Origin of the sequence: Streptomyces sp. NBC_01016 (assembly GCF_026341035.1) — a bacterium.
Classification (GTDB): Bacteria; Actinomycetota; Actinomycetes; order Streptomycetales; family Streptomycetaceae; genus Streptomyces.
On record NZ_JAPEOQ010000002.1, the window covers coordinates 1296818 to 1314426 of the forward strand.

General features: G+C 70.1%; 15 protein-coding genes. 10 read left to right on the forward strand and 5 right to left on the reverse strand.

Annotated features, from left to right (window positions below; genetic code table 11):
* Positions 1 to 11 precede the first annotated feature (11 nt).
* Complete coding sequence (gene ctaD, locus OG746_RS32630) at positions 12 to 1703, reverse strand: aa3-type cytochrome oxidase subunit I (RefSeq protein WP_266721240.1); 1692 nt, start codon at positions 1701 to 1703, stop codon at positions 12 to 14.
* Between the two features lie 377 nt (positions 1704 to 2080).
* Here ctaD and OG746_RS32635 point away from each other — a divergent pair, with 377 nt between their 5' ends.
* Positions 2081 to 2296: an I78 family peptidase inhibitor gene (locus OG746_RS32635; RefSeq protein WP_266721242.1), complete on the forward strand. Its 216-nt coding sequence runs from the start codon at positions 2081 to 2083 to the stop codon at positions 2294 to 2296.
* Positions 2297 to 2439: 143 nt separating this feature from the next.
* Here the strand turns inward: OG746_RS32635 and OG746_RS32640 are convergent, their stop codons facing one another.
* A complete protein-coding gene (locus OG746_RS32640) occupies positions 2440 to 3432 on the reverse strand; it encodes a phosphatase PAP2 family protein (protein ID WP_266721243.1) in 993 nt (330 codons plus the stop codon).
* Positions 3433 to 3654: 222 nt separating this feature from the next.
* Positions 3655 to 4806, reverse strand: a complete 1152-nt coding sequence (locus tag OG746_RS32645; RefSeq protein WP_524540508.1) for a putative hexosyltransferase — start codon at positions 4804 to 4806, stop codon at positions 3655 to 3657.
* Between the two features lie 241 nt (positions 4807 to 5047).
* Here OG746_RS32645 and OG746_RS32650 point away from each other — a divergent pair, with 241 nt between their 5' ends.
* A complete protein-coding gene (locus OG746_RS32650) occupies positions 5048 to 6691 on the forward strand; it encodes an MFS transporter (protein ID WP_266721247.1) in 1644 nt (547 codons plus the stop codon).
* Positions 6692 to 6721: 30 nt separating this feature from the next.
* Here OG746_RS32650 and OG746_RS32655 read toward each other — a convergent pair whose 3' ends face one another.
* Complete coding sequence (locus OG746_RS32655) at positions 6722 to 7171, reverse strand: cell division protein SepF (RefSeq protein ID WP_266721249.1); 450 nt, start codon at positions 7169 to 7171, stop codon at positions 6722 to 6724.
* A gap of 329 nt (positions 7172 to 7500) precedes the next feature.
* Here OG746_RS32655 and OG746_RS32660 point away from each other — a divergent pair, with 329 nt between their 5' ends.
* The 8 genes from OG746_RS32660 (at position 7501) to OG746_RS32695 (ending at position 16291) form a co-directional block, all read left to right on the forward strand.
* Positions 7501 to 8781: a DUF5685 family protein gene (locus tag OG746_RS32660; protein ID WP_266721251.1), complete on the forward strand. Its 1281-nt coding sequence runs from the start codon at positions 7501 to 7503 to the stop codon at positions 8779 to 8781.
* 250 nt (positions 8782 to 9031) lie between these two features.
* On the forward strand, positions 9032 to 11374 hold the full coding sequence (locus tag OG746_RS32665; RefSeq protein WP_266721253.1) for a sensor histidine kinase: 2343 nt from the start codon (positions 9032 to 9034) through the stop codon (positions 11372 to 11374).
* Entirely contained in the window at positions 11371 to 11799 is a 429-nt protein-coding gene (locus OG746_RS32670; protein WP_266721255.1) for a roadblock/LC7 domain-containing protein, read from the forward strand. Before OG746_RS32665 ends, OG746_RS32670 begins: the two co-directional genes overlap by 4 nt.
* Positions 11796 to 12146 carry a DUF742 domain-containing protein gene (locus OG746_RS32675; protein ID WP_266721257.1) on the forward strand — a complete coding sequence of 117 codons (351 nt, stop codon included), beginning with the start codon at positions 11796 to 11798 and terminating at the stop codon, positions 12144 to 12146. The genes OG746_RS32670 and OG746_RS32675 overlap by 4 nt, the downstream gene beginning before the upstream one ends.
* A complete protein-coding gene (locus tag OG746_RS32680; RefSeq protein WP_266721259.1) occupies positions 12130 to 12726 on the forward strand; it encodes a GTP-binding protein in 597 nt (198 codons plus the stop codon). The genes OG746_RS32675 and OG746_RS32680 overlap by 17 nt, the downstream gene beginning before the upstream one ends.
* Before the next feature lie 233 nt (positions 12727 to 12959).
* Positions 12960 to 13865 (forward strand): S1 family peptidase, encoded by a 906-nt coding sequence (locus OG746_RS32685; protein WP_266721260.1) that lies wholly within the window; start codon positions 12960 to 12962, stop codon positions 13863 to 13865.
* Between the two features lie 180 nt (positions 13866 to 14045).
* Complete coding sequence (locus OG746_RS32690) at positions 14046 to 14978, forward strand: slipin family protein (RefSeq protein WP_266721261.1); 933 nt, start codon at positions 14046 to 14048, stop codon at positions 14976 to 14978.
* 230 nt (positions 14979 to 15208) lie between these two features.
* Positions 15209 to 16291: a S1 family peptidase gene (locus tag OG746_RS32695; protein WP_266721262.1), complete on the forward strand. Its 1083-nt coding sequence runs from the start codon at positions 15209 to 15211 to the stop codon at positions 16289 to 16291.
* Between the two features lie 193 nt (positions 16292 to 16484).
* Here OG746_RS32695 and OG746_RS32700 read toward each other — a convergent pair whose 3' ends face one another.
* Complete coding sequence (locus OG746_RS32700) at positions 16485 to 17528, reverse strand: DUF3533 domain-containing protein (protein WP_266721263.1); 1044 nt, start codon at positions 17526 to 17528, stop codon at positions 16485 to 16487.
* Positions 17529 to 17609: the final 81 nt, after the last annotated feature.

Genomic DNA, 17609 nt, shown 5'->3' on the forward strand with positions numbered 1-17609 from the left:
CCCGGTGGGCCCTAGTCCTTCTCCTTCTGCCCGGACTCCAGCGGCCGGTTCTCGAAGGCCGCGAACTCCGGGTGGTGCAGGTCGAACGCCGGGGACTCCGAGCGGATCCTCGGCAGCGTGACGAAGTTGTGGCGCGGCGGCGGGCAGGCCGTCGCCCACTCCAGGGACCTGCCGTACCCCCACGGGTCGTCGACCTCGACCTTCACCCCGTACTTCGTCGTCCTCCAGACGTTGTAGAGGAACGGCAGTGTGGAGAGGCCGAGCAGGAACGCGCCGATCGACGAGAGGGTGTTCAGCGCCGTGAAGCCGTCCGCCGCCAGGTAGTCCGCGTACCGGCGCGGCATGCCCTCCGCGCCCAGCCAGTGCTGGACCAGGAACGTCGTGTGGAAGCCGACGAACAGCGTCCAGAAGTGGATCTTGCCGAGCCGCTCGTCGAGCATTTTCCCCGTCAGCTTCGGCCACCAGAAGTAGAAGCCGGCGAAGGTCGCGAAGACGACCGTGCCGAACACCACGTAGTGGAAGTGCGCCACCACGAAGTACGAGTCGGTGACATGGAAGTCCATCGGTGGCGAGGCGAGGATGACGCCGGTCAGGCCGCCGAAGAGGAACGTGGTCAGGAAGCCGATCGACCACAGCATCGGCGTCTCGAAGGACAGCGAGCCCTTCAGCATCGTCCCGGTCCAGTTGAAGAACTTCACGCCCGTGGGCACCGCGATCAGGAACGACATGAACGAGAAGAAGGGCAGCAGCACCCCGCCGGTGGCGAACATGTGGTGCGCCCACACGACCACCGACAGGCCCGTGATCGCCATCGTCGCGCCGACCAGCATCGAGTAGCCCCAGATCGGCTTGCGGCTGAAGACCGGCAGGATCTCGCTGATGATCCCGAAGAAGGGCAGCGCGATGATGTAGACCTCCGGATGCCCGAAGAACCAGAAGAGGTGCTGCCACAGCAGCGCGCCCCCGTACTGGGCCTCGAACACCACGGACCCAAACCGGCGGTCCGCCTCCAGGCAGAGCAGCGCGGCCGCGAGCACCGGGAACGCGAGCAGCACCAGGATCGACGTGAACAGCGTGTTCCACGTGAAGATCGGCATCCGGAACATCGTCATGCCGGGCGCCCGCATCCCGATGATCGTGGTCAGGAAGTTCACCGAGCCGAGGATCGTGCCGAACCCGGCGAGCGCGAGCCCCATGATCCACAGGTCGGCGCCGATGCCGGGGGAGCGGGTCAGGCTGTTCAGCGGCGCGTACGCGAACCAGCCGAAGTCCGCGGCCCCGCCCGGCACGATGAGCGAGCCGAGCACGATCAGGCCGCCGAAGGCGAACAGCCAGTACGAGAGCATGTTCAGGCGCGGGAACGCGACGTCCGGCGAGCCGATCTGCAGCGGCATGATCTCGTTGGCGAAGCCGGCGAAGGTCGGCGTCGCGAACAGCAGCAGCATGATCGTGCCGTGCATCGTGAACAGCTGGTTGTACTCCTCGTTGGAGAGCATCTGCATGCCCGGACGGGCCAGTTCGGCCCGCATGAGCAGGGCCATCACCCCGCCGATGAGGAAGAAGCAGAACGACGTGACCAGGTAGAGGTGGCCGATCTTCTTGTGGTCGGTCGTGGTCAGCCAGTCCACGACGACCCGGCCCGGACGTCGCTCGCGCGCGGCCCCCACCGTCGCAGGCCCGGCCTGCACCCCGGTCGTACCCATCGCTTGCCCCCTCGCTGCTCTGCTGCGCGCCTCGGGCCTGCTGCGGACTCAGGCCATGATGCTCGCGCGGCCCCCGTGGCGACAGAGGGCGTACCGCTGTTTCTGGCATGAACAGACAATTCCCGGACGGCCTCAACTCGCCCGTGCCGCCGTCGGATTCGGAATGCCCGGGGAATTGTGCAAAAGCGTGCAGGGCTCGTGGAGGCGGCCCGGCGGAGGCTTTTAGGCGGACCGCGATAATTCGATAGGGCCGGGTGTTACGGGTGAAAGTAAGGAGCAAGTAAGAGACAAGGAACGCCCGATCGTGTGAGGAACTCCTAAGAAACAACTGTCGTGATCTTGTGACAAAAGCGTGACCCGCGGCCTACCGTGGCCGCATGGCACCCATCCCCACCCCGCCGGCGGAACCACAGGACAATCCGGACGCGTACGTCGGGCTCGACGCGCCCAGTGCCGAGTCACAGGCAGGCGCGCGTGGCTGGTCGACCGTCAGGCAGCTGCCGCCGGGCGCGATCATCACCATGGAGTACCTGGCCGGGCGGCTCAACTTCGAGGTCACCGAGGGAAAGGTGACGCGCTGCTGGAAGGGCTGAGGCCCCCTGAGTGGCCGCCTGAAGGCCCCTGAAGCGTGCGAAGGCCCCCGAACCTGCAAGAGGTTCGGGGGCCTTCGTGGTGCGGGGCTTGGCTGTGCGTACCGGGCCCCGCCGTCTGTGGGCGCGCTCGTCTATGGGCGCGCTCAGGACACCGTTCTCGTCGACGGCGTCCCGCGCGTGAGTCTCTCCGTGTTCGGTCGGCGGCTGCCTGCCGGGGTGATCGGTGTGCGCTCGCCGCGCGGGGTGTGCGGGCCCTGTGGGAGCAGCTGGCGGCTCGATCTGGTGGCCCCGGCGGACTCGCGTGTGCGGGCGGCCGTGGTCAGCGCCGGGACCGGAACCGGCTCGGACTCCGGCTGTGGCAGCCGGGCGCCGGAGCGGCGGCCGAGCAGACGGTCACGCCAGGAGAGGATCCAGGCCTCCGCGCGGGCCACCAGCGGCTCGCACCAGGGCAGCGCGAGCAGGATGAGCAGGCCCGCGGCCCAGCCGAGCAGCACGTCGCTCAGCCAGTGCGTACCGAGATAGACCGTGGTCAGGCCGACGCTCAGGGAGATCACCGCGGAGACCGCGGACAGCCAGCGCCTGGCCCGCGGGGTGGAGGCGAGGTAGGCGAGGATGCCCCAGGTCACCACCGCGTTCGCGGTGTGGCCCGAAGGAAATATGTCGCCGCCCTGCCACATCTCGCTCGACCCGATGGTCGTCGCGTAGTGCGGGCCGGCGCGGCCCATGCCGTACTTGGCGGCGCCCACCGTCACGTTGAGCAGCAGCAGCGAAGTGCCGAACATCAGCAGCGGGCGCAGCGTGTGCTGCCGCCACGAACGCCAGCCCAGCCACGACATCACCATCACGGCCGTCGGGCCGCGCTGGCCGAGGACGACCCAGTAGTCGAGGAAGGCGTGGATGTCCGGCCACTGCTGGTACGGCCGGAAGAACATGACCTGCCAGTCGACAGCGACCAGCCACGACGTGGTGAGCACCGCCACCACGATCGTGAGGTAGAAGGACAGGGTCAGCCCGAAGAGCACGACCCGGTGCCGGCTCATGTGGGGCATGTCCACATGGGTCGGTCGTTCGGGCTCGCGATCGAGCCTGGCGAAGACCCGCTCCACACGGCGGGTCAGGTTTCGTTCGGTACGCACCCAATCGACGCTACAGCGACCGGCAGGTGGACAAGAACGAATCAGGGGCTTTGTGATGACGATGTGATGTGGGATTGATCTCAGGTGGCCGAATATTCCCACGATTTCAGCCACCCGGAAGGAAAGATTCCTGAATTCAAAGATCGTTTCCGGGGCCCATTATATGACGCTTATGAATGCGTTCATCTGATGCCCGTGCGGAATTGGCCGTTCACTCACCGCTCATGGCGGCCCGGACCCGTTCAACCAGAACGCTCCGTAGACCGCCGACAACGCTGCGAGACCGCCGACCACCCATGCCGACCTGCCCGTACGCCACCGGGCGAGCGCCACCGCGAGCGGCAGCAGCAGCGGGAACGCGGGCAGCAGCAGCCGCGGCTTCGAGCCGAAGTACCCCGAGGCGCACAGCGCGAGCACGACCACGATGCCCGTGTAGACGAGCACCGGCACGGGCTGGCGCTGCCGCACCCCGGCGACGTACAGCCAGATCACCAGCGCGACCCCGACGATCAGACCGATCCCGGCCAGCGCGCCCAGCGGCGACGTGAACTGGTCGGCGACGAACCCGGCGAAGGCCGCGCCCCCGTCGAAGCCGTTGCCCCACTGCGCCTGCACGTCGAGATAGCCGAAGAGCCCGCCACCGGTCCGCTGCCCGACCCACAGCACGTACGCCGCCGCACCCGCCGGCGCGAGCAGCACCCCGAGCACGAGCCGCCACGGTGCCCGCCGCTCCTTCGCGATCCACAGCGCCGCCGCCACCCACACCGCCACCACGACGGCCGCCCCGATCGGCCGGGTCAGACCCGCGAGCGCGGCCAGCAGTCCCGCGCTCACCCAGTGCTGTCGCAGCACCGCGTACAGTCCCCACGCCGCGAGCGCCGTGAACAGCGCCTCGCTGTACGCCATCGACGCCACGATCCCGACGGGCAGCGCACCCCACAGCACGGCGAGCCAGATCCCGGCCGCCCGCCCGTGCAGCAGATCCCCGACGGCGAAGATCCCCCACGCCGCCGCCAGCGAGGCCAGCAGGCTCACCACGAGGCCCGCGTCCGCGTACGACAGCGGACTGACCGCCGAGACGAAACGTTCGAGCCACGGAAGCAGCGGAAAGAACGCGAGGTTCGAGTGCACGGTGCCGTCGGGCAGCGTCACCGACCAGCCGTAGCCGTGCTCGGCGATCCGCGTGTACCAGAGCGAGTCCCAGCGGGCCGTGAGCAGTGTGTGCGCGCTCTTGCCCGTCGCCGCGCTCCACACCGCGAGCACCAGCAGGCCGAGCGCCCGCACCGCGGCGTATCCGAGCAGGGCGGGCGCGGCATGCCGCGGCGAGGGTCGATGTCGTTGGTCCACTTCCGTCACGGCCCCGATTATCGGCATCCGCCCCCTGCGCCTCGCCAGCAGGCCCCTTTCCCGCGAGTGGTGCACGCCACACCCGCTCGCGGGGGCCTTGAGAGGTCCGCCACGTGTCATTGGCGAGAACTCGCGTACGCTGACGGCTTACTCGCCTTATCGCCGCGGGGCCGGGAGACCGCTCCTCCCGAGCCGGAACCAGGACAAGGCCAATGGCCTCCCCAGTCCTGGGAACCGCCGAACGCGAGGAACACTGGGAGGTACGTACATGTCCGGGACGAACACGGCCTCCGGGCGCGCACTCGGGCGCCTGGCCGCCATGGGAACCCGACCCCACCGCTGGGTCGTCCTCGTCGTCCTGTGCACAAGTCTGCTTCTGGTCGCCCTCGACTCGACCATCCTCTACGTCGCGCTGCCCGCGGTCACCGAGGACCTCAAGCCCACCTCCGTCGAGCTCCTGTGGATCGGCGACGCGTACCCGTTGGTGTGCGCCTCGCTGCTGATCCTGTTCGGCACGCTGGGCGACAGAGTCGGCCGCCGCAAGATCCTGCTGCTCGGCTACGGCCTGTTCGGCGCGGCCTCCGCGCTCGCCGTGTTCTCCGACACCGCGCAGGTGCTCATCGTGGCCCGCGCGATCCTCGGCATCGGCGGCGCGATGATCATGCCCGCGACGCTCTCGATCCTGCGCGACGTCTTCCCCGACCGGCACGAGCGGGCCGTCGCGATCGGCGTGTGGACCGCGGTCGCCGCGGTCGGCGCCGCCACCGGGCCCGTACTCGGCGGCTTCCTCGTCGAGCACTTCTGGTGGGGCTCCGTCTTCCTCATCAACATCCCGCTGATGCTGATCATGCTGCCGCTGTGCCGGGTCCTCGTGCCCGAGTCCAAGGGCCGCAGCGACGGTCCGTGGGACCTGTTCGGCGCGCTGCTCGCCGCGCTCGGCGTGCTCGGTGTCGTCTACGGCATCAAGGAACTCGGCACCAAGCGCGATCTGCTCGACGCCGAGGCGGTGCTGCCGTTCGTCGTCGGCGTCGTGCTGCTCTTCTTCTTCGTGCGCCGCCAGCGCCGCCGCGAGCACCCGCTCATCGACATGAAGCTGTTCTCGCGGGTCGCGTTCTCCACGTCCGTCGGCTGCATCGTCATCGCGATGCTCGCCCTCGTCGGCCTCGAACTGATCGCGGTCCAGTACCTCCAGCTGGTGCTCGGCCTCAGCCCGCTCGAGACCGGCCTGCGGATGCTGCCGCTGACCTTCGCCGCGATGACCGCGGGCGTCCTGGGCTCGGCGAACCTGCGCCGCTTCGGGCCGCGCGCCATGGTCGCGTCCGGCTTCGCGCTCACCGCCTGTGCGGTGCTGATGCTCTGCGCGATGGGCCAGCAGGACCAGCCGTGGCTGCTCGGCTTCGGCTTCGTCCTGCTCGGCTTCGGCTTCCAGACCACGCTGTTCGGGGCCTACGAGTCGATGCTCACGGAGGCGCCCGCGGACGACGCGGGCGGTGCGGCCGCGATCGGCGAGACCTCGTACCAGCTGGGCGCCGGCATGGGTATCGCGCTGCTCGGCTCCGTGATGAACGCGGCGTACGCGCCCGGGCTCGGCCATGTGCCGGGGGTCTCCGACGGCACGTCGACCGCCGCGGGGCACTCGCTGGGGGAGGCGTACCAGATCGCTGCGCAGCTCGGTGGCGCGGCGGGGGACGCAGTGCGGGAGGCCGCGCGCGCCGCGTTCGTGCACGGTCTGCACGTCACGCTGGTCGTCAGCGCGGTGCTGCTGTTCCTCGGGGCGGTCGCCGCGCTGCGACTGCCGAAGCGGATGGAGTGCGAGGAGGCGGACGAGGCGCCCGCGGCGGACGACGCGGACGTGGCGGCGCCGCGGCGGGCTTCGTCACCGGCGGAGTCTTCGGCGTCCTCGGCCGCGTGACGTGCGGTCCGGGGGAGGCCCCCGAACCGCTCAGCTCTGATTGAAGAAACCGTCCGTCGGTTCCTTGGTGTCACGGCCGGAGACGATCTGCGTGTCCGCGGGGCTCAGCAGGAACACCCGCGTCGCGACCCGGTCGATCGAACCCCGGAGCCCGAAGATCAGGCCCGCGGCGAAGTCCACCACGCGCTTGGCGTCGGACGCCTCCATCGCCGTGAGGTTGATGATGACCGGAACCCCGTCCCGGAACATCTCCCCGATGCGGCGCGCGTCCCGGAAGCTGTCCGGGGTCACCGTGCCGATCCGGCGGCCCTTCTCCTGGGCCTCCTCGGAGGCGACCTTCACGCGCGGGTCCGTGACCCAGGCTGCGTCGCCGGCGGTGGCGGGCTCGGGCCCCTCGTCGTAGTCGTCGTCGTAGTAACGCTCTTCATCGTTGTCGTCGACGAGGCCAAGCCAGGCACTCGCCTTGCGCACCGATCCCATGGACGCCTCCTCTCACAGCGGTTCCTCTGCGTTCCGCATGTCGTGCATCCCCAATGTTCGTCCATGATGCAGACGTGACGCCAAGGGGATAGCCGCCGCGCGGGGCTTTCGTGACGGTACTGGTGCACAGTCTGCGCTTGTTCATGCCGGAGTTCCCAAGGGTTGTACGGGACACGGCTGCTGATGGTGAGTGAAATATGATTCTTCACGGCGTATGGGTGACCTTCGGTGCGTACGGGTGAACGGGAAGGTCGCGCAAGGGCTCGATACGATGCCGTCGTCGCGCGGTCCAGGTGACGGGCCGTCATTCGGCGTACGGGGGAGTCTTCTTGTTCGGCATGGTCCGGCCCTGCTCTCATCGGCTCGGTGAGAGCCTCAAAACCCAGTGGATGGCCCACCTCTGCGGGCTCTGTCTGGCACTGCGCGGCGACCACGGGCAGTTCGCCCGTGTCGTCACCAACTACGACGGTTTGCTCATCTCCGTCCTGACGGAGGCTCAGAGCGAGCGGTCCGGTGCGGCCGGTGGTTGGCGGCGGCAGGCCGGGCCCTGTCCGCTGCGGGGCATGCGCGGCGCGTCCGTCGCGCAGGGCGAGGGGGCGCGGCTCGCCGCCGCGGTCTCCCTGGTGCTCGCGTCGGCGAAGGTGCGCGATCACGTCGACGACCGGGACGGTCTTTTCGCGCGCAGGCCGGTGGCCGTGGCCGCGCGGCGGGTCGCCGCGAGCTGGGGAAGGGCCGGTGCCCGTACCGGATCTGACGTCGGGTTCGACACGGCGGTCCTGCTCGACGCCGTCGAGCGGCAGGCCGGGATCGAGGCGCTCGCCGGGCCCGGCGGCTCCGTCCTGGCCGTGACCGAGCCGACCGAGACCGCGACCGCCGCCGCCTTCGCGCACACGGCGATGCTGGCCGGGCGGCCGGGGAACGCCGAGCCGCTCGCCGAGGTGGGCCGGTTGTTCGGGCGGCTCGCGCATCTGCTGGACGCCGTCGAGGACCAGGACGCCGATGCCGCGGCCGGCGCCTGGAACCCGCTGTCCGCCACCGGCACGTCGCTCGCCGAGGCGCGGCGCCTCGCCGACGACGCCCTGCACGGCATCCGGCTCGCGCTGCGCGACGTCGACTTCGTGGACGGCAAGCTGGCGCATCTGCTGCTCGCGCACGAGCTGGGGCGCTCGGTGGACCGGGCGTTCGGGGCCGAGGCGCATGCGCATGGGCATGGAGCGCATGGGGGCCACGAGGCGTACGGGTCCGGGAATCCGTACGGCGGCGGCGATGCCCATGGCGGCGGGAATCCTTACGGCGGTGGCAACCCCTACGGCGGCGATCCGAACGGCGTCGGCGGACCAGGCGGATCCGGAGGCCCGGGTGGTCCCGGCGGGCCCGGTGGCCCGGGTGGCGGTGATTTCTTCGGGAAGTCGCCGAAGCCGGGGAAGCGGGGGCTGCTCGCCGGGTGCGCCGTCGCGATCGGGCTCTGCTGCACCTGCAAGGTGTGCTGCGCCGAGGAGTACGAGGGCGCGTGGTCCCGGAAGAAGCGCGAGGGCTGCTGCCGGAACTGCGACGGACCCGATTGTTGCGACTGCTGTGATTGCTGCTCGTGCTGTGACTGCGGGCTGTGACGGCGGGCTGTGGCCGTGGATTCTGACTGCGGGCTGTGAGGCGCTGGCCCTGTATACGGGCCGGGGTGGTCCGAACGTGTGGTGCGGGGTCACCTGCACGCCTCCGGAAAGCCTGTTTCGGTGGTGTAAAACAACCACCTGATGAGGTGACCGGGGCCGGTGAGGGCTCGTTGGCCCGGCGCGGAAGCACCGTTTCCGCACCGTCAACTCGCCCCCTCCATAAGGCATTTCAGTGGACCTCGTCTCGTCGGTGACGGCATCCGTCACCGCCTCATCCCGACCCAGAACCATCCGCACACGACTCCTGCGCATCCTCGCCCTGGCCACGGCCGTGCTCCTCACCCTGCTCGGCTTCTTCGCGGCCGAGCAGATCTCCGGCTACCGCAACGCCGCGGCGACCGCCGCCGACGCCCGGCTCGAGGTCACCCTCCAGGGGCTCGTCCACGAGCTCCAGAAGGAGCGCGGCCTCACCACCGGATACGTCGGCGGGGTACGGCAGTTCAGCGCCAAGCTGCCCGCCCAGCGCAAGTCGACCGACACCGCGCGCGTCGCCCTTCAGGACGCGCTCGACGAGCGGGGCACCTCCGCGGCCGCGTCCGACGCGCTCGGGCGGCTCGACTCGCTCGCCGGGATCCGCAAGGGCGCGGACGACGGCTCCGGGCAGGTGAAGCCCACCTTCGACTACTTCACGCACACCATCGCCGAGCTCGTGGGGCTCGGCCGGGCCCTCGACGACGTGGCCGACGGGCCGCTGCGCGACTCCTACCAGTCGCTCCAAACCCTGGGCTCCGCCAAGGAGTTCATGGGGCAGGAGCGGGCCATCGTGCTCGGCTCGGTGCGGGCCGGCGGGCACTTCCGCGGCGACGACTACAGCGCCTTCATGGAGATCCGCTCCGGCCGGCTCGCCGCGCTCGACACCTTCCCGCGCACCGCGACGGACGCGCAGGAACGCCGCCTGGACGCGGCGCTCGCCACACCCGACGCCGAGCGGGCCCTCGGCTACGAGTCGACCGCCGTGCACGGTGCGGGCAGGCTCAGTCCCCGCGACGTACCGCCCTCGGCCTGGTGGGACACGATGACGTCGACCATCAACGGGCTGCGGGACGTGCAGGTCTCCATCGGGGCCGACGTCGAGAACAGGGCCGCGCAGCTGGAGAGTTCGGCCCAGCGCGACCTGCTGCTGTTCGTGCTTCTCGCGCTCGCCGTCATCGCCGCCCTCGGCGCGCTCGCCTACGACTGTGTACGCTCCGTGTCCGCGCCGCTCACCGGGCTCGCCCGGGAGGCGCGCGAGGTGGCGGGGGCGCGGCTGCCGCAGGCCGTCGCCGCCGTGCAGACGGCTGGCGACGCCTCGCCCGAACCGCCCGCGCCGCTCGCCCTGGACGCCCGCGCGGGCGCCGAGGTGCGGGAGGTCGCCGACGCCTTCGACCGGGTGCAGAGCGCCGCCTTCGACCTCGCCACCGAGCAGGCCGTGTTGCGCAGGAACGCCACCGACTCGCTGGTCAGCCTCGGGCGGCGGAACCAGAACCTGGTGCGCCGTCAGATCAGCTTCATCAACAAGCTGGAGCACGAGGACGCCGACCCCGACACCCTCGCCAACCTCTTCGAACTCGACCACCTGGCCACCCGTATGCGCCGCAACGCCGAGTCCCTGCTCGTCCTCGCGGGCGAGTCGAGCCCGCGCACCTGGTCGACGCCGCTGTCCGTCACGGACGTGCTGCGGGCCTCGCTGTCCGAGGTGGAGGAGTACCGGCGGGTCACGCTGCGGCGCGTCGAGCCCGCCCACATCTCCGGCTCGGTCGTCGCCGAACTCTCGCACCTGCTGGCCGAGTTGGTGGAGAACGCGCTCAGCTTCTCGCCGCCGGACTCCGACGTCGAGATCGAGGGGCGGCGCACCAGCGAGGGCTATCTCGTCGCCATCGTCGACCACGGGCTCGGCATGGACACCCGGGCCCTCGCCGAGGCCAACGTACGACTCTCCGGGAACGCCAGCTTCATGGCCGAACCCACCCGGTTCCTCGGCCACTTCGTGGTCGGCGCGCTCGCCCGCAAGTGCGGGATCGAGGTGCGGCTCGGCGAGGCGCCCGCCGCCGGTGTGGTGGCCCGGGTACTGGTGCCCGCGGGGCTGCTCACGGAGGCCAGGCCCAAGGTCGGGAAGGCCGAGATCGCCGACATGAGCGGGAAGGCCGGGAAGTCCGAGGAGTCGGCCGTGCGGCCCGCCACGCTGCCCGCCCCTCGCAAGGAGGCCCGGACGCCGGTCGCCGCGGGAGTCGAGGCCAAGTCCCGTACGAAGCCCGCTGGTTCGGCGTCCTCCGCCTCCCGCACCCGCAACGGGCTGGTCAAACGGCCGCAGCGCAGCGCCATCTCCAAGGCCGTGCACGAGACGGCCCCGCCGCCGTCGTCGCCCGCGCCCGAAGGCCCCGCCGCGGAGCGCACCCCCGATGGCGTGTCCGGGATGCTGTCGGGCCTGCGCAGCGCCCATATGCGCGGCTCCATCAGCGTCGAGAAGGAGCGCGCCGCCACGCAGAAGAAGGCCGCCGTGCAGGAGAACACCGAGGCCGGGGACGGCGCCGAAGGGCAGGACGACACCAAGTGACCACCGTCGACACGCGGGGCGACTCGCAGACCTTCAACTGGCTGCTCGCCAACTTCGTCCGCTCCACCGACGGTGTGCGCGATGCCGTCGCCGTCTCCTCCGACGGGCTGCTCATCGCGGTGTCGGACGGGCTCGACCGCACCGAGGCGGACCGGCTCGCCGCCATCGTGTCGGGCCTTTCCAGCCTCGCCCGCAGCGCCTCGAAGCGGTACAGCTTCGACGGCGTGAAACTCATCATGATCGAGATGGGGCGCGGCTTCCTGCTCGTCTCGGCGATCCGCGACGGCAGCTGCCTCGGCGTGCTCGCCGACAGCAGCGGTGAACTCGGGCTCGTGGGCTACGAGATGGCCGTCCTCGCCGAACGGGCGGGAGACCTCCTCACGCCGACGCTCATCGCCGACCTACGGGAGACGCTGCCGCGATGAGCGAACCATCCGAAGTGCCGGACGAGGGGCAGTTCGTCCGTCCCTTCATCATCACCGGTGGGCGCTCCCTGCCCGCGCAGTCCGATCTGCGCCTGGAGACCCTCGTGGTCGCGCTCGACGCGGCGGAGGGGGCCGCGCCGCTCGCGTTCGAGCACCAGCGCATCGTGACGCTGTGTCAGGAACCCACGACCGTCGCGCAGGTCGCGGAGGCGGTGGGGGTTCCGCTCGGAGTCGCCAAGGTGCTCGTGGCCGACCTCGTCGTCGGCGGTCGCCTGTCGTGTTCGCAACCCGCGGAGCTGCCGCTCCACACCCTCGAAAGGATCAGGGACCATGTCAGGGCGCTCTGAACGCATCGCCCCGCTGGCCGTGAAGATCGTGGTCAGCGGTGGGCTCGGCGTCGGCAAGACCACGCTCATCGGGGCGGTCTCCGAGATCGAACCGCTGGACACCGAGGCCTCCATCACGCAGGTCTCCGTGGGCGTCGACTCGCTCGACGGGGTCGAGGACAAGACGACGACCACGGTCGCCCTCGACTTCGGCCGCATCACGCTCGATCCGACGCTCGCGCTGTATCTGTTCGGCACACCCGGGCAGGACCGGTTCTCGTTCCTCTGGGACGACCTGGTGGAGGGCGCCCTCGGGACCGTGGTGCTCGTCGACACCCGGCGGATCGAGGACTGCTTCCCCGCGCTCGACTACTTCGAGGCGCAGGGGGCGCCGTTCGTGCTCGCCGTGAACCGGTTCGAGGGCGCGGAACGGTTCGAACTGGCCGAGATTCGTGAGGCGTTGGGCATCGGCGACGAGGTGCCGGTCATCGAGTGCGACGCCCGGACCCGGGCGTCCGTACGCGATGTGCTCGGCGCGCTGATGGACCAGGTGATCGGGGTGCGCACGCGGCCACGGCGGGTGCCTGCGCTGTCCCGTTGACCCGGAACGCCCCCGCCCCGCACTTCCTCCAGCGGGGCGGGGGCGTATTGCGGAGATCCGGCGGAAGTCCAAAAGGCGCTCTTGTGCAGGCAGTTGAGCGGGCGAATACTCCCGTTCAGCGATTGTCAGGAGCACGACGTGTCCGGAATCCGGATCCTCGCCGTGCGCCTGGCTGCGCCTCACGGGCCCCATCCCCACGAGGGCCCCCGACTTCCCTATGGGAGGAACGAGCAGTGAGGATCAAGCGCAGTACCCCCCGCAGCGGCAGAGCCAGATCGACCCGGCTGATCGCCGTCGGTTCCGGTCTCCTCGCCGTGGCAGCTTTCGCGATTCCCTCCGCCAACGCGTCCGACACAGCGAACACGTTCAGCGCAGCGGAACTCACGCAGACCCGCGACGCGGTGCGCTCCGCCGATGTCGCCGGCACCGCGTGGGCCGTCGACGCCAAGACCAAACAGGTCGTCGTCACCGTCGACAGCACGGTCTCGCAGGCCGAGATCAACAAGATCCAGAAGGAAGCGGGTGACACCGCGGGCGCACTCAAGATCGAGCGCACGGCGGGCACCTTCAAGAAGCTGGTGTCCGGCGGCGACGCCATCTACGCGAGCAGCTGGCGCTGCTCACTCGGCTTCAACGTCAAGAACAGCGCAGGGGCCTACTACTTCCTGACCGCCGGGCACTGCACCGACGGCGCCGGGACCTGGTGGTCCAACTCCGGTCACACCACGACCGTCGGCAGCACCACCGGGTCCAGCTTCCCCGGCAACGACTACGGCATCGTCAAGTACGCGAGCAGTTCCCCCGCTCCTCCCGGCACCGTCGGCAGCGTGGACATCACGCGTGCCGCCACGCCGTCCGTGGGCACCACCGTCACCCGCCGCGGCTCCACCACCGGCATCCACAGCGGCCGGGTCACCGCCCTCAACGCCACCGTGAACTACGGCGGCGGCGACATCGTCTCCGGCCTCATCCAGACCACGGTCTGCGCCGAGCCCGGCGACTCCGGCGGCCCGCTGTACGGCGGCTCCACCGCCTACGGCCTCACCTCCGGCGGCAGCGGCAACTGCTCCTCCGGCGGCACCACGTTCTTCCAGCCGGTGACCGAGGCACTCAGCGCGTACGGCGTGAGCGTCTACTGATCCGACCGCTCCACCTCGCGTCACGTTCGGCAGCCGCAGCCAGCAGCAGGAGCCCCCGTCCGGCCATTTCGGCCGGGCGGGGGCTCTCCCTGTGTGCGGGCTCTCCCTATGTGTCCCTTACGGGGCTACCGTCGAAGTACACGCCTTTTGCGCCCACTTCGGACCCTGGGGGACCGTGAGATGGTCGAGGAACTGGTGACGGCGGGAGTGGCCGTCTTATGCGCCGGCGGGGTCTACGTGATGTCCGCGGCGCGGGTCGTCAAACAGTACGAGCGCGGGGTGGTGTTCCGGCTCGGCCGGCTCACCCGGTCGGTGCGCGGGCCGGGGTTCACGATGGTCGTGCCGTTCGTGGACCGGCTCCGTAAGGTCAACATGCAGATCGTGACGATGCCGGTGCCCGCGCAGGACGGCATCACGCGGGACAACGTGACGGTGCGGGTGGACGCCGTCATCTACTTCAAGGTGGTCGACGCGGCCGAGGCCGTGGTGCAGGTCGAGGACTACCGGTTCGCCGTCTCGCAGATGGCGCAGACGTCGCTGCGCTCCATCATCGGCAAGAGTGATCTCGACGATCTCTTGTCGAATCGCGAAAAGCTCAACCAGGGCCTGGAGTTGATGATCGACAGCCCGGCCGTCGGCTGGGGTGTGCAGATCGACCGGGTCGAGATCAAGGACGTGTCGCTGCCGGAGACCATGAAGCGGTCGATGGCCCGGCAGGCCGAGGCCGACCGTGAACGGCGGGCCCGCGTCATCAACGCCGACGCCGAGCTGCAGGCCTCGAAGAAGCTGGCCCAGGCCGCCGAGGTGATGTCCGACCAGCCGGCCGCGCTCCAACTCCGGCTGCTGCAGACCGTGGTGGCGGTCGCCGCCGAGAAGAACTCGACGCTGGTGCTGCCGTTCCCGGTCGAGCTCCTTCGCTTCCTGGAGCGGGCCACGCCCGGAGACGCGGCGCACGCGGCGAAGGCGGCCGTCACCCAACTCGCCGAGGGGGCACTGCCGGGGCTCACCGAGACACCGGCACCCACGCCCGTGTTCGAGAAGAAGAGCGCGGCGGGCACCCCCGAGCCCGTGGTCAACGGTGAGCAAGCAGGGGCGAAATCCGGACAGGACTAGACCTCGCCCTCCGCTCATCCGCGGGTGCACGGTGTGTTTGCAGTGGGGATCGACGTGCGGCGCGGGGGCGCACCCAAGTGGTGAAGGGCGTACGACGTTTGGCGAACGCGCGTCCGGAAGTCGACCTTGTGTGCTCCCTGTGACGGTCGGGATAGTGGGCCCGTCAGCCTCACGGATCCGGTCCGTCCCCACTCGAACCGGTATCCCAACCCCCCACAGGAGGACGTGAGTTGAAGCACCGACGCATACCCAAGCGGCGCGCCGCAGTGGTCGGAGCGGGAATCTTCGCCCTGGCCGCAGCGGGCATCACCTTCCAGACTGCGAACGCCAGCACCGACGCACCCGACCTGGTGGCCCAGAAACTCTCGATCGCCAAGGCCGGAACTCTCGCCTCGAGCCTGACCAAGGACCTGGGCGAGGAATCGGCGGGCAGCTACTACGACGCCAAGACCAAGCAGCTCGTCGTCAATGTCCTGAACGACGAGGCCGCGCAGACGGCGCAGGCCGCCGGCGCGAAGGCCAGAGTCGTCCAGAACTCGCTGGCCGAGCTCAAGGGCGCACGGACGACCCTGAAGCAGGACGCGACCATCCCGGGCACGTCCTGGGCCGTCGACCCCGCCACCAACAAGGTCGTCGTCACCGCCGACCGCACGGTCAAGGGCTCCGACTGGAACCAGCTCACCGGAGTCGTCGAGAAGCTCGGCGGCAAGGCCGAACTCAAGCGCAGCCAGGGCGAGTTCAAGCCGTTCATCGCGGGCGGCGACGCCATCTCCGGTGGTGGCGGCCGCTGTTCCCTCGGCTTCAACGTGACCAAGGGCGGCGAGCCGTTCTTCCTCACGGCGGGCCACTGCACCGAGTCGATCTCCACGTGGTCGGACTCCAGCGGCCAGGAGATCGGCACGAACGCCGACTCCCAGTTCCCGGACAACGACTTCGGGCTCGTGAAGTACTCGGCCGACGTCGACCACCCCAGCGAGGTCAACCTCTACAACGGCTCCGCGCAGCAGATCACCAAGGCGGCGGAAGCCACCGTGGGCATGAAGGTGACCCGCTCCGGCTCCACCACGCAGGTGCACGACGGCACGGTGAAGGGCCTGGACGCCACCGTGAACTACGGCAACGGCGACATCGTCAACGGCCTCATCCAGACCGATGTCTGCGCCGAGCCCGGTGACAGCGGCGGCTCGCTCTTCTCGGGCGACTCGGCGGTCGGCCTCACCTCCGGCGGCAGCGGCGACTGCACGTCGGGCGGCGAGACCTTCTTCCAGCCGGTGACGGAAGCGCTCTCCGCCACGGGCACGGAAATCGGCTGACCGGCACGTTTGTACCCCGCCCCCGGGAAACCGGGGGCGGGGCTTTTTTCGTGGCCGAAGGCCGAGACGTACAGGGCGCCCGAGCGGCTGCAGGACATCGCGAAGATGCCCGGCCTGTCGGCGGCCACTCCCGAGGAGGGCGTGGAGTCGTACGCGAAGGCGGTCGAGGAACTGCGCGAGCGGTGCGGGATCGTCACGATTCGGCGGGCTCCGTCGCGGCCGCCGTCCGCACACCCCGCCGCTTCTCGCGCAGGCCCGACACGATCAGTGTCGCGGCGATGCCCACCACCGCCCACGCGGACAGGACGAGCAGGGACTGAGTGAGGTCGTTGCCCTTGAAGTAGGCGATGGAGCGGGCCGCCCAGGTGCCCGCGCCCGGCGGCAGCCAGGGGCCGATCGCCTGCCAGAACGGCGGCAGCATCGGCAGCGGGAAGGCGCCGCCCGCGCTCGGGTTGCCCGCGACGACGATCAGCAGCACCGCGAGACCGATGCCGACGACGCCGGTGAGTTCCTCCAGGGCGAGCGTGATCGCGCCGACCGCGAGGGTGATCAGGGCGCCGAGCCCGGCCAGGCCCCAGAAGGATCCTGGCAGCGCGCCCAGGATCGAGTCGCCGATGATCAGCGAGCCGCCGATGCCGCCCACGATCGAGAAGACCGCGAGCGAGCCGAGCCGGATGGCGGCGCGCTGCGGGCTCGCCGGCTTGGACCCGGCGCTGATCGACATGATCGAGGCGCACAGATAGCCGCCGACGCACCAGCCGACGACGAGGTAGAAGGCCGAGAGGCCGTCGAAGTCCTGCACCGATGCCGGCGCCACGTCGACGGTCTTCACCGTGCGCTGCTGCTGGGCGTCGATCGTGGTGGCCAGCCCCTCCAGCGCGGACGCCAGAACGGTGCCGCCGCCGGACGCGACGTAGAGGGTGTCCTGCGCGCCCTTCGCGTGGAACACCAGGGCGCCGTCGATCTCCCGGTTCAGGACCTGCTCGCGCGCCGTCTTCGCGTCCTTGACCACCCGCGCGTCGAGCGGGGACCCCTGCAGCTTGTCCAGCTGCTGCGCGAGCTGCTTCGCCGCCGCGGGCTGCGGCGCGACGACGCCGAACGCGACGTCCTTCGGCTTCGGATTGTGCAGCGCGCCCACGTACGAGGTGATGAACAGGAGCTGGAGAGCCAGGACACCGATGACGAGGAGCGCGGCTCTGGGTGTGACGGCGTTCTTGAACTCTTCGGCGAACTTCATGCCTCAACGCTCGGGTGAGGCCCCGGCTCATGCAGTCGGGGAGGGCCGAACGGGTGGGTGGCGGGTTCCTGGGCGGTGGCT